The organism is Falsihalocynthiibacter arcticus, from assembly GCF_000812665.2.
GTDB classification, from domain to species: domain Bacteria; phylum Pseudomonadota; class Alphaproteobacteria; order Rhodobacterales; family Rhodobacteraceae; genus Falsihalocynthiibacter; species Falsihalocynthiibacter arcticus.
In genome coordinates this window covers 931,312-943,447 of record NZ_CP014327.1, presented here as the reverse complement: position 1 = coordinate 943,447, position 12,136 = coordinate 931,312, and the positions used below count along the sequence as shown (strand labels likewise).

Here is a 12,136-nt window from a genome sequence, read left to right as displayed (position 1 = left end):
CTGTCACATCAAAAATGTTCACGACGATCTGATTTGCATGTGTTCCAAGTAGGCTCCACACATGCCCGAATTAATAACGAGGCTGAAATGCGCATGAAAATTCTTTTGGCGGCTCTAATGACCGTGTTCGCAACGAGTGTTCTTGCGCTTGAAAGTGTTCCCTATCAATCGAATTCTCTCAATGCGAAGTTACGGTCGGCACAAGACGGAATCGCATCCGGCGCACATACCTTTTCGGCTGGCCTGCATCTAGAACTCGAAGATGGGTGGAAAACGTATTGGAGAAGCCCGGGCGAAGTTGGCCTGCCGCCAGAGGTTGATTGGAGCGCGTCGGAAAATATTGCGTCGGTAGATTTTCAGTATCCTGCGCCAACACGGTTTCGCGCCTTTGGCATTGAGAATTTCGGATATGCGCATGAAGTGCTTTTTCCGTTGCAGGTGACTTTGGAAAACCCCGGAGAAGCCGCCGTGTTGCGGGGGAACTTCTCGCTTCTTGTCTGCGCGGAAGTCTGTATTCCCGACGCCTTTGCGTTGGAGCTACCCATCGGTCAGGGGGAGGGAATTGATGCGATCTCAGCTGGTTATATCGCCGAAGCGATGGCGCTTGTTCCGTCCGAGCCTTCTGAAAGTCTTACCGCAATCTCATATATGTCCGACGAGACGTTGACGCTGGAAATCCGTGATGAAGTGCCCTTTCAAGCGCCGGATATTTTTCCAGAGTTCGGGTCGGGCTCGGCCTTTGGGGTGCCTGATATTCGGCTGTCTGAGGATGGTAAAACGCTATGGGCTGAGACCCCAATACTCGCGTTGGATGACGAAGCTGACGTCCTGGCGCTCACCGTCGTAGATGGCGAACGGGCGTTCACATTTGACGCGCAACTCGGCGATGGAATCCCCGTCCCACCCTACGAAACCAGTGGCTCAGGGAACCAAACCTCCCGCATTTGGGTCTACTTTCTCGCGCTTCTAGGCGGGTTGATCCTCAATGTGATGCCCTGCGTCCTCCCTGTTTTGTCGATCAAATTTGCATCCGCCCTCAAGGTGCGCGACCAAAGTCTTGCCCGTGTTAGGCGCGGTTTCTTGGCGTCGTCCTTCGGGGTTCTAACCTTCATGTGGGCACTCGCAGCTGTGCTTCTTCTGATGCGCGGCATGGGGCAAACGGTAGGTTGGGGGCTTCAATTTCAGAGCCCGATTTTCCTCGTCACTATGCTCGCGGTTCTTACCGTTTTTGCCGCCAATATGTTAGGGCTGTTTGAAATCTCCCTGCCGCAATCTTGGATGACTAGGATGAATGCGACGGGAACTGGCTCGGGGTATATCGCGGACTTTTCAACCGGCGCGCTGGCCGCCGTCTTAGCGACCCCGTGTTCCGCTCCGTTTCTAGGTACGGCCGTGGCCTTCGCCCTTGCTGGGAGCACGCTTGATGTTTTGGGTATCTTTTCTGCACTAGGTATCGGGCTGTCCGCACCCTATCTCATCGTGGCACTGCGGCCCTCTCTTATTCGCGCTCTGCCCAAACCAGGGCGCTGGATGATCACGGTAAAGTTTGTTCTGGGCCTTTTGCTGGTCGCGACAGCGCTTTGGCTGACGAGCGTTCTGGCCACAGTTTCAGGGGTGAAGTCGGCTGGGCTTGTCCTCTTGCTGTTGGTCGGTTTGGTTCTCGTCCTGACGTTTGGTCAGCGCGTGAAGGCACCCGTGAGCATCGCGATTTTTCTAGCGGCTCTTGGTGTACCACTTGCGCTTTCTGCACCTGAAGAAATGACCTACGCTTCTAGTTCCCAAATCGAATGGCAGAAATTTGACCGAGGAGAAATTCCCAAACTTGTCGCTTCGGGCAAGACGGTTTTCGTCGACGCCACAGCGGATTGGTGTCTTACATGTAAGGCGAACAAAAAACTGGTCCTAACACAGGGAAAGGTTGCGGAAGTTTTGCAACAAGAGAACGTTGTTCCCATGATTGCAGATTGGACGCGCCAAGACGAAGATATAGCCCGTTTCTTACGGTCCAATGGGCGGTTTGGTGTGCCGTTTAATATTGTGTACGGGCCCGCAGCGCCGGACGGGATTGCCTTACCCGAACTACTGACATCGGATATTGTTTTGGACGCGTTCAAGCAAGCTGAGGGCTAATTTCGCGCACGACTGGTTTTGATCATTGGCCCAAAACCACTCAAGCAAGCGCCAAACGTGACGCTAGGGGCACATTTGACTGCCTTTGCGATTGAAATTTACAAATATGCGACACGGTTTCGGGCTTTTTCGCATTCCCCCTAGCAAATGACGCACCAAGCGAATATTGCCAGCGCAAACGCGAGAACAGGGCCACGACGTGCCCGAAATGGCCGGAGATACCCATGAATTCTGATTTTTTACCTCGAATGCGCCAAGATTGGCTGGGCAATATCCGTCCCGACCTTATGGCGGGTCTTGTTGTAGCGCTTGCGCTAATCCCCGAGGCGATTGCCTTTTCGATCATTGCAGGTGTGGATCCCAAAGTGGGTCTTTACGCGAGTTTCTCCATTGCGGTGATTGTGGCGATCACAGGCGGCCGTCCCGGGATGATCTCGGCGGCCACGGCTGCGACGGCGGTTTTGATGGTGACCTTGGTCAAGGATCACGGGCTCGAATACTTGCTTGCAACGACAGTCCTCGCGGGCCTGTTACAGATCATTGCTGGCCTATTGAAGCTTGGAAGCGTGATGCGCTTTGTGTCAAAGTCGGTGATGACGGGTTTTGTGAATGCCTTGGCTATCTTGATTTTCATCGCGCAACTTCCCGAACTTAATCCCGCGACAATCGGTGTGAACACGATGACCTTTGTGATGCTCGCGCTGGGCCTTGGGATTATCTACCTCTTTCCCTATTTGACTAAAGCTATCCCATCTCCCTTGGTGACAATCGTCGTTCTGACGGCTTTGACGATGATGCTGGGAATTGATGTGCGAACGGTTGGCGACATGGGTGCGCTGCCAGATACGCTGCCTGTTTTCCTGATCCCGCAAATCCCTCTTACGCTGGAAACATTGCAAATCATCTTCCCTGTGGCGGCTGCGATTGCAGTTGTTGGCCTGTTGGAAAGCCTGATGACGGCGCAATTGGTTGACGATTTGACCGATACTGTTTCGGACAAAAACCAAGAGTGCATCGGCCAAGGTATCGCCAATACTGCGACGGGTTTTATTGGCGGCATGGCGGGTTGTGCGATGATCGGCCAGTCGATGATCAACGTGAAATCCGGTGGACGCGGACGTTTGTCATGCTTTGCGGCGGGTGTCTTTCTTTTAATCCTCATCGTCGGCCTTGGCGATTGGGTCGCGCGCATTCCAATGCCAGCGCTTGTGGCGATTATGATCATGGTTTCGATCGGGACGTTTAGTTGGTCGAGCATCAAAGGCTTGCGCGACCATCCGCGTGCCAGTTCAATTGTTATGTTGGCGACCGTGTTTGTGACTGTGTTCTCGCACAATCTTGCGCTGGGTGTTTTGACGGGTGTGCTGCTCTCGGGTATCTTCTTTGCTTGGAAAATCGCGGCGGTATTCCGCGTGACGTCAACGTTGAAAGACGACGGTCGCGAGCGGGCGTATTTGGTTGAGGGACAGATGTTCTTTGCGACTGCGCCCGACCTTGCGCCTGCGTTTGATTTTGGCGAAGTGCTCGAGCGTGTGACAATTGACGTCAGCCGTGCGCATATTTGGGATATATCATCAGTCGCCGCATTGGATATGGTGGTGCTGAAGTTCCGCCGTGAAGGGGCCGAGGTTGAAATCTTTGGCATGAACGAGGCCAGTGAGACCTTGATGGGTCGTTTGGCCGAACACGACAAACCGGGCGCGCTTGAGCGTCTGATGGGCCACTAGGAGGTGACTATGTCTAAGATTATCGCATTGGTGGACGGTTCGGTTTATTCGGAAAGCGTTTGCGACCACGCCGCTTGGGTGGCCACGCGCAAAGGCTCCTCGGTTGAGATCCTCCATGTTTTGGGGCGCCGCGAAGCGGGCTCTAAAAATCTTTCGGGAAACATCGGATTGGGCGCGCGCAGCAAACTCATGGAAGAGCTCGCGGATTTGGACGCCCAAAAGGCCAAACTCAATATTCAGCGTGGCCGCGCAATCCTTGAAGATGCCGAAGCGCGGGTACGTGCGGATGGTGTGAGCGAAGTGCAAACTCGCCTCCGTCATGGCGACCTAATGGACGAGTTGCACTCGGCGGAACAGGACAGCGATCTTGTTGTGATCGGCAAACGTGGCGAGGCTGCAGATTTTGCGAAACTGCATCTTGGCTCAAATGTTGAACGCGCGATCCGCACCAGCAAAAAGCCCGTGCTCGTGACGTCGCGCGCCTTTCGGCCTGTGAAAACGTTTATGATTGCGTTTGAAGGCGGCGCAAGCTCGATCAAGGCGGTCGAACACGTCGCCCAAAGCAAGGTCTTCGCAGGTTTGGCATGCAAATTGATCTTTGCGGGCCCAGATACGTCGGCAAATCGCGCCACGCTTGCAGGCGGGAAAGCAATTTTGGCCAAAGCCGGATATGACGTCGATGCGCAAATCCATGACGAACGGCCCGATGTTGCGATCCATGAAGCCATCGAAACGTTGTCTATCGACATGCTTTTGATGGGGGCCTTTAGCCACTCGCGTATTCGTAGCCTGTTCATCGGCTCGACGACGACGGAAATGGTGCGATCCTGCTTGGTGCCATTGTTGATGTTCCGCTAAGCGCCTTTCTGCGTATATATTCACGATTTGCATATCTGATCGCACAAAATAAAGCGGTGTGGGCCTTTCCACACCGCGCCGGATGCGCTATTTGAGCCGCGTCCTTGTGACCGTAACGAAGGAGTCCCCATATGGGCTATAAAGTCGCCATCGTCGGCGCTACAGGTAATGTAGGCCGCGAAATGCTAAATATTCTGGCCGAACGCCAGTTTCCAATTGATGAGATTATCGCGCTTGCGAGCCGTAAATCTATGGGCTCGGAAGTAAGCTTTGGCGACAAGACGCTCAAGACGAAGGACCTCGACACGTTCGATTTCACTGGTTGGGATATGGCGCTTTTTGCCGTTGGTTCCGAAGCCACAGCGAAATATGCGCCGATTGCGGCGAAAGCTGGTTGTTTGGTGATCGATAACTCATCTCTGTACCGCTATGACCCACAAATCCCGCTGATCGTTCCAGAAGTGAACCCCGATGCGATCGAGGGTTACAAAAACAAAATGATCATCGCGAACCCGAACTGCTCCACCGCCCAGATGGTGGTTGCCCTTAAGCCCTTGCATGATCGCGCCAAGATTAAACGCGTTGTTGTGAGCACGTACCAATCGGTTTCTGGCTCCGGCAAAGAAGGACTCGATGAGCTTTGGAACCAAACCAAGGGCATGTATGTTCCCGGTCAAGAGGTTGCGCATAAGGTCTTCACCAAGCAGATCGCCTTTAACGTGATCCCGCATATCGATGTTTTCCTCGATGACGGTTCCACCAAAGAAGAGTGGAAAATGGTCGCCGAGACCAAAAAGATCATCGATAAGTCGATCAAAGTAACCGCGACCTGTGTGCGCGTACCGGTTTTCGTTGGCCACTCCGAAGCGATCAACATCGAATTCGAAGAGTTTATCGACGAAGACGAGGTGCGTGACATCCTGCGCGAGGCCCCAGGCGTCATGGTGATCGATAAGCGCGAAGATGGTGGCTATGTGACCCCGATTGAATGTGTGGGCGACTACGCGACGTTTATCTCGCGCATCCGTCAGGACAGCACGATCGACAACGGGATCAACCTGTGGTGCGTCTCTGACAATCTGCGCAAAGGTGCGGCTTTGAATGCAGTTCAGATCGCCGAGCTTTATGGCCGTCGGATTTTGAAAAAGGGCTAAGCCTCTGTCGTGAGGCCCAAGATGTTTCCGATTACAATAACGCCTTCCGAGTTAATCTCGGGAGGCGTTTTGCATTTCGGGAACGCCGAACTTTTAAATGGGCGCGCAAGTTTAAGACGTGAATTATCCCGATAACAATTTGTTAAGTTCTTGTTTACTTGATTCTTTTCCCAACCAAGCGCATTCGAAAAATTCCATGTGGCGGTGGGTTGTTCGGAATATGGCGAAGAAACCTTGAATTGAGGCGCAATTGGATAGGTATCTTGCTGGGTTAAAACAAACTTTAGTCGTTCCTATACCATTGGAGGCCCGTCCTCTGCTCTAGGGAGCCGTTTTATCCCTTTGCTTGCTCGTTTTTTGTCAAGTTTTGGGTAACACTGGTTAGCAAGAACTTAATCAAACTACATCATCTGGAGATACAAAATGACAAACGTTAGCCTTCAAGAAAAAGCCCGCCTTGGTCGTACTGTTGCTCTTGCTCGTTTGAAAAGTGAACGTGCACGTCAAAAATCTCTCGCTATGTTCTGCACTATTCGCGACACATCCGGTACGCCAGAACACTTCCTGCCAACTTACGACAAACCCGTGCTCCTCGATGCGTCCCGTTTGGCCGCCTAAGACGCCGTGGGGATTGCGAGTCTAGACAGGAGAGAAGAGGCCAGTTTTTGGATTGTAGTATTCCAAACCACCTTCGCCAATATCTGTCCAAAGACCATGCAAGCTCATTCGTCCTTCTTCGACGGCCTCCCGTACAAATGGGAACGTCATCAGGTTTTCGAGGGACACAAGAACCGATTGATGCTCAAGTGCCCGCGTGCGCTCGGCCTCATCTTCAATATGGGCAACACGCTCGAAGCCGGGACGTAGAATGTCCATCCAACGGCCAATAAAACTGGTTTTCTCCTCAAGTTCGGGGGCAATGCCGGAACACATATCATGGCAGCCACGCACGCCGCCACAACCCGAATGGCCCAGCACTACCATATTGGTGATGTGCAGAGCCGTTACAGCATACTCAACTGCGGCAGATGTGCCGTGGATATCCCCATCCGGTTTGTAGGGTGGCACAAGATTGGCAATGTTACGATGTATAAAAAACTCGCCCTGATCGGCGCCAAAGATCGAGGTCACGTGGACGCGACTATCGCAGCACGAGATCACCATGGCTCTAGGGCGTTGGCCTTCTGCGGCCAGTCGCTGATACCAGACTTTGTTCTCAGCAAATGTGGTGGCTTTCCATCCCATGTAGCGTTGAACAAGATAGGAAGGTAACGGTTTCGCGTGTTCCATAGAGTTTCCTTTGGCCTGTGTTCAAAGTGTTCTAAGGCGCATTTGCGAGAAATTCGAGAGATTTCTGCGTTTTACGTAAACTCTTTCTAAGGATACGCGACCTTAAATGAAATTGCCGTGGGGGCTATAATGAACCGGAGGGTGTGGTTTTGGTGGAAGCAGTAAATCTTCGACCCGATGAAAATGTGCGTCTCAATCCGAGTCGGTTGACGGAGTTGTTTGTTCAACTTGGCAATCGAGGAGCTGAGGATGTTGTTCGTCGGGCGATGGAGGAGCTAGCCGTTAGGTTGGCCGATATAGAAACCGCTTATTGGCAAGGCGAGTTTTCCAAGGTGAGCAAAGGTTCCAGGGGGCTGATTGCTATTGCGGATCAGATTGGTTTGAACGGATTGGCGCAGGTTGCCCGTCACGTGGCCGCCACTGCTTCGCGCAATGACCCCACCGCGATCGCGGCAACGGTTTCGCGCCTCGTCCGTATGGGGGATAAGTCACTTACCGCGGTTTGGGATGCGCAAAATATGACCCTGTAGCGCGGAATTTCAATTTCAGCTGTATTGTTGTCCTTGCAGCTTCCAAGCATGTCTTTAGTCTGTGTGAGGTCTTTACCCTAGCACAGGCTACCCTATGTCGATGAAATTTGCCCAACTCTCCGCCGCATCCATTCCGTTGCATGTTATTTCCAAGCTGGAATGCGAATCGTTTCTATCGGGCTTGCCTGCGGCGTCGCAAAACTGGGTGGCCGCGCAGGGGTTCACTGGAAGTTTGGGAAGCTTTTGCGCGCTTCCGAATGCAGAAGGAGGAATTTCCGCCGTTCTGGTCGGGTACGGCGACGCATTGGGTCGCGAGCGCGGCCGTTTCCATCTCGGCGGTGTGGCGGCCAATTTGCCAAAAGGCGCATACCATATTGCCCAAAGCCCTGAAGGTTTTGACGTTGAAGTCGAAGCACTTGGCTGGCTACTGGCGGGATATCATTTTGACAAGTATCGCAAACAGCCTGCTAGTGGCGCTGAACTTGTAGCGCCTGAGTCGGTTGATGTTGCCCGCATTGAGGCGATTGCCGCTGGTGAAGCTCTCACCCGCGATTTGATCAACACGCCAACTTCAGACATGGGGCCTGAACAGCTTCAGGCGGCCTTTTTCGATCTGGCAAAAGCCCACGGAGCCGTGGCAACCGCTATCGTCGGAGAGGACTTACTCGCGCAGAATTTCCCGATGATTCACACGGTCGGGCGGGCCTCCGCCCAAGAGCCGCGTTTGCTTGAAATGCGCTGGGGGACGGCGGGGCCAAAACTTACCCTCGTGGGCAAAGGCGTGTGTTTTGATACCGGCGGGTTGAACATCAAGCCTGGTGCGTCGATGGGACTTATGAAGAAAGATATGGGGGGATCGGCGGCTGTTCTTGGGCTGGCACAGATGATCATGTCGCTTAAACTGCCCCTACAGCTTCGAGTTCTGGTCCCTGCCGTTGAAAACTCGATTGATGGATCGGCGTTTCGTCCCTCCGATATTTTGATGTCGCGCAAGGGGCTGACGGTTGAGATCAATAATACGGATGCCGAAGGGCGGTTGGTTTTGGCCGATGCGCTTGCACTGGCGGACGAAGAAGAAACGGATTTTGTTATCTCAATGGCAACGTTGACTGGGGCTGCGCGGGTTGCTGTGGGTCCGGATTTGGCCCCCTATTTTTGTGGCGATTTAGACACGGTCGCAGCACTGGAAAATTCGGCAAAGCGCGTGGCAGATCCCGTATGGCGCATGCCCTTTCACACCCCGTATGAAGCTATGATCGAACCCGGAATCGCGGACCTTGATAATGCGCCAAGCGGTGGGTTTGCAGGGTCTATTACGGCGGCGTTGTTCCTGCGCCGGTTTGTGACTGATGCGCCTCGATATGCCCATTTTGATATTTATGGCTGGCAACCGACGGCGGCTGCGGCCCGCCCGAAGGGTGGTTGCGGGCAGGGAACGCGCGCTATTTTAGAAGCGTTGCCAGCAATCTTGGAACTATGACGGATCGCCGGACATTTTTCGCAAATGAACGCGTTGCACATGTGGGGTTGCGAGGGCAGGTAGACACCCTGCGTTTGGCCGAGGTTGCGGCGCGTCGGGTGTTGGTCCCAGTTGTGGATGTTTGCGCCGCGCCGCGCGGGACGCGGGACTCCCAGTTGCTGATGGGTGCGGGGTTTGACGTTTTGGAAACGCTCAACGGGTGGTGCTTCGGGCGCGTCGTTGCGGACGGTAACGTTGGATATGTGGCTGAAGTTTCCTTGGGCGAGGCCGTCGCACCAAGCCATTGGGTGACGGCGCGTAGTTCGCATATTTACACTGAATCCAGTTTGAAATCGGCTGATAAAGCTGCGGTATCGTTTGGCTCGTTGTTGAGTGTCGTTGCCGAGTTGGAAGGGTATGTTGAGCTTTCGGGGGGAGGTTTTGTTCCTGTGCCGCATGTATCCCCTTTGTCGGAGCGGCCTTTGGATGCAGCTAAAACGGCTCTGACGTTTCTTGGCGTGCCTTATCTTTGGGGTGGGGACAGTGTGTTTGGGATCGATTGTTCGGGGCTTGTGCAGGCTTGCTTGCGCGCTGTCGGCACTATGTGTCCACGCGACAGCGATCAGCAGGAAGCCTTTTTCACCACAGATGTCGCACCTAAAGATTTACGTCGGGGCGATTTGGTTTTTTGGCGCGGCCATGTCGCGATGATGTTGAATGAGAGAGAAATGATCCACGCAAATGCGCATCATATGGCCGTTGCGATAGAACCGTTTGAGGTGGCCCGCAGCCGTATTGGCGCGCGTGAGTTTGGCGAGATTACCTCGATGAAGCGCCCCTGAGGGGGTTTATTTTACCGCTCGGATGAGTTTTTTCTCAAGGACGCGCAGGACGGGTTTAAGTTCATGTCCGCGTTTGAGGATTTGTCCGTCCATACCGATGACTGCATAAAGCCCCTGTTTTAATCGAAGCTTGGGGCGTTTTTCGATCCGGTACAGCGGGTTTTCGGCGCTGCGGCGGAAGATTGAGAAGACGGCCACTTCTGACAGGTGCGAAATCCCATAGTCACGCCATTCTCCAGCGGCAACCATCCGACCGTAGAGGCCGAGAATGATCCCGAGTTCCGTGCGGTGAAACGCCACCTGTGCGGGGGCTTGGAAAGGTTTGCGGAATGCATCGACGTTCATTCTGAAATTTTGCGCCGAAATGCCCAGAAAATCAAGCCTTCATGCAAAGCGGCCGTGACAAAACCAGCCAGTCGAAAGCGCGGCTCCGTGTGCGAAATAGATCCACAATTGCTGGCCGTGTTGTGTTGTTGCACGCCAGTAGTCCCGTACGCCGTTGCGCCAATCAGGGTCATCCAGCCACCATTCGGGCGCCACACGTTCGGGGCCGGAGGCATAGGTGATTTCAAACATCTGGCCACGAAATTTTAACCGTTCGGGGGGCATTGGATCGGGCTGTGTTCCCATTAATGGCTCGGGACGCCATAGGTGGAGGGGCCGTCGCGTGGCGGGTATGGGCCACGTGGCGTCGGCTCCCATATCCACGCCATAGGCCGTGGACCACGCGGCCCCAAACGTCAGCGCGGCTTTCTCAGGGAGGTGGCTTGAGGCGGGGTGGCGGCGTGTGATGGCTTCAAGCCCGAGGCGTGCCCCAAGACGCCCGATTAGATCGTCGAGAGCGGTGTCTTGGGCCATATTTGCGCGGGCTTGGCCGCTGGCATCGAAGTGGCCTTTGTGTTGTTGGGGCGCGAGGGATTCGGTTTGATGGGCCTCGATGCGCAAGATATCAACGCCAAACCCAACATCAATATCAGAGAGCTTCATCGCCAAGAGGGGGCGGATACGATCAGGGTCGGAGCTGGGCCGTGCGAGGCCGATTTCGATGATTTGGGACGTTTGATCGGTGCGGAAAGCTTGGAAGCGCACGCGCCGCGCGCCGCGTCCTTTTGCCTGTAGGCGTTCCGCAAGGGCAGGTAGCAGGCGATCAATGCCTGCGAGCATATCCGCCTCAAGCCCGATGGGTTCTGGGAGGGTGAGGCGCACGGCAAAGTGCAGAGGGGCACGGGCTGGAGATACCGGTTCGGGCGCGACGCCATGGGCTTGATCAAGGCGCAGCATCACGTCCTTGCCAAAGCGGCGGGCGAGGGCGGCGCGGGGCATGCCTGCGAGTTCGCCGATCTGGCGAACGCCGAGTCGTGTGAGCTGGGTTGTGATGCTCTCGGGTAGGCGTAACGCGGCGACGGGGAGAGGCGCGAGGGCGCTATGGGTGGTTCCGGGGGCGGCAATGCGAGCCCCGCGCGGGGCCCGCGGCATAGCGCGTGGCGTGGGGCCGCCGCGTTCCCAGTTGCGCCGTTTCGTGGCGCGGGATCGGGTGGCGCGGGCCTCTTGGTCGACGGCGTCGCCGGTGCGTGCCATGCCCAGAGGCTGCCCCGCATAACGCGCCAAGGCCCATGCCGCGCCAACGGTATCCGCAATCCCCGCATGGACCGTCAGGTTAAGCTGGAGACAGTCTTCTTCGACGGCCGCCAAAAGGGATTCCTCGCCGCCAAACAGATGTGCGCAGCCCGTGATATCAAGAATAAGGGCGGTTTCACCCTGCTCTCCGACCCAAGGCGAGAATTTCCCCGCCCATCGACGCAATGTTTTGAGGAAATCGGCCTCTGCTTGGGGGTTTTGCAGCCGTGTAATCAGCGCGGGACACATGGTGCGGGCATCGCGCAGGGGTTGCCCCATCGTGAGCCCCGCTTCAGATGCGGCCAGCGAAAGAGACGACAGGATCTGCATATTGCCCGTGTCGCGCGCCACCGCGAGCGGCGCCTCAAGGGTGCCACGCTCAAGGCGCAAGAGGCGCTCGGCCCCGAGGCGCGGGAACCAGAGAGAGAGGATGCGTTTGGCAGGCATGGGCAGAATCACACTTTTGTTCTCATTTTGTTCTACACTAGAGTGTGCAGAAAAAGGCTTCAAGGCTGACGTGAATATGCGC

11 protein-coding genes are annotated in these 12,136 nt (G+C 55.0%); 8 read left to right on the top strand and 3 right to left on the bottom strand.

Translation table 11 applies throughout. The features are described from left to right. Nucleotides 1-87: 87 nt before the first annotated feature. From RC74_RS04715 to RC74_RS04690, 5 genes are all read left to right on the top strand, one after another. Nucleotides 88-2,130 (top strand): protein-disulfide reductase DsbD family protein, encoded by a 2,043-nt coding sequence (locus tag RC74_RS04715; RefSeq protein WP_039002398.1) that lies wholly within the window; start codon nt 88-90, stop codon nt 2,128-2,130. Between the two features lie 224 nt (nt 2,131-2,354). After that, the gene (locus RC74_RS04705) at nt 2,355-3,857 is read left to right on the top strand and encodes a SulP family inorganic anion transporter (protein WP_082802188.1); all 1,503 of its coding nucleotides are present in this window, start codon (nt 2,355-2,357) and stop codon (nt 3,855-3,857) included. A gap of 9 nt (nt 3,858-3,866) precedes the next feature. Beyond that, nucleotides 3,867-4,715 carry a universal stress protein gene (locus RC74_RS04700; protein WP_039002399.1) on the top strand — a complete coding sequence of 283 codons (849 nt, stop codon included), beginning with the start codon at nt 3,867-3,869 and terminating at the stop codon, nt 4,713-4,715. A 131-nt stretch (nt 4,716-4,846) separates the two neighbouring features. After that, nucleotides 4,847-5,869: an aspartate-semialdehyde dehydrogenase gene (locus RC74_RS04695; RefSeq protein WP_039002400.1), complete on the top strand. Its 1,023-nt coding sequence runs from the start codon at nt 4,847-4,849 to the stop codon at nt 5,867-5,869. Between the two features lie 423 nt (nt 5,870-6,292). Beyond that, nucleotides 6,293-6,487 (top strand): hypothetical protein, encoded by a 195-nt coding sequence (locus tag RC74_RS04690; RefSeq protein ID WP_039002401.1) that lies wholly within the window; start codon nt 6,293-6,295, stop codon nt 6,485-6,487. Nucleotides 6,488-6,508: 21 nt separating this feature from the next. On the opposite strand, the gene RC74_RS04685 is transcribed toward RC74_RS04690, so the two are convergent. Next, complete coding sequence (locus tag RC74_RS04685; RefSeq protein WP_039002402.1) at nt 6,509-7,159, bottom strand: carbonic anhydrase; 651 nt, start codon at nt 7,157-7,159, stop codon at nt 6,509-6,511. Between the two features lie 152 nt (nt 7,160-7,311). On the opposite strand from RC74_RS04685, the gene RC74_RS04680 reads away from it, so the two are divergent. The 3 genes from RC74_RS04680 to RC74_RS04670 all read left to right on the top strand — a co-directional run bounded on the left by RC74_RS04680 (nt 7,312) and on the right by RC74_RS04670 (nt 9,990). Next, on the top strand, nt 7,312-7,689 hold the full coding sequence (locus RC74_RS04680; protein WP_039002457.1) for a hypothetical protein: 378 nt from the start codon (nt 7,312-7,314) through the stop codon (nt 7,687-7,689). 94 nt (nt 7,690-7,783) lie between these two features. Beyond that, on the top strand, nt 7,784-9,169 hold the full coding sequence (locus RC74_RS04675; RefSeq protein ID WP_039002403.1) for a leucyl aminopeptidase family protein: 1,386 nt from the start codon (nt 7,784-7,786) through the stop codon (nt 9,167-9,169). Next, the gene (locus RC74_RS04670) at nt 9,166-9,990 is read left to right on the top strand and encodes a C40 family peptidase (protein ID WP_039002404.1); all 825 of its coding nucleotides are present in this window, start codon (nt 9,166-9,168) and stop codon (nt 9,988-9,990) included. The genes RC74_RS04675 and RC74_RS04670 overlap by 4 nt, the downstream gene beginning before the upstream one ends. Before the next feature lie 6 nt (nt 9,991-9,996). On the opposite strand, the gene RC74_RS04665 is transcribed toward RC74_RS04670, so the two are convergent. Beyond that, nucleotides 9,997-10,335 carry a DUF2794 domain-containing protein gene (locus RC74_RS04665; RefSeq protein WP_039002405.1) on the bottom strand — a complete coding sequence of 113 codons (339 nt, stop codon included), beginning with the start codon at nt 10,333-10,335 and terminating at the stop codon, nt 9,997-9,999. Nucleotides 10,336-10,374: 39 nt separating this feature from the next. Next, entirely contained in the window at nt 10,375-12,054 is a 1,680-nt protein-coding gene (locus RC74_RS04660; protein ID WP_039002406.1) for a Y-family DNA polymerase, read from the bottom strand. Between the last annotated feature and the right edge of the window lie 82 nt (nt 12,055-12,136).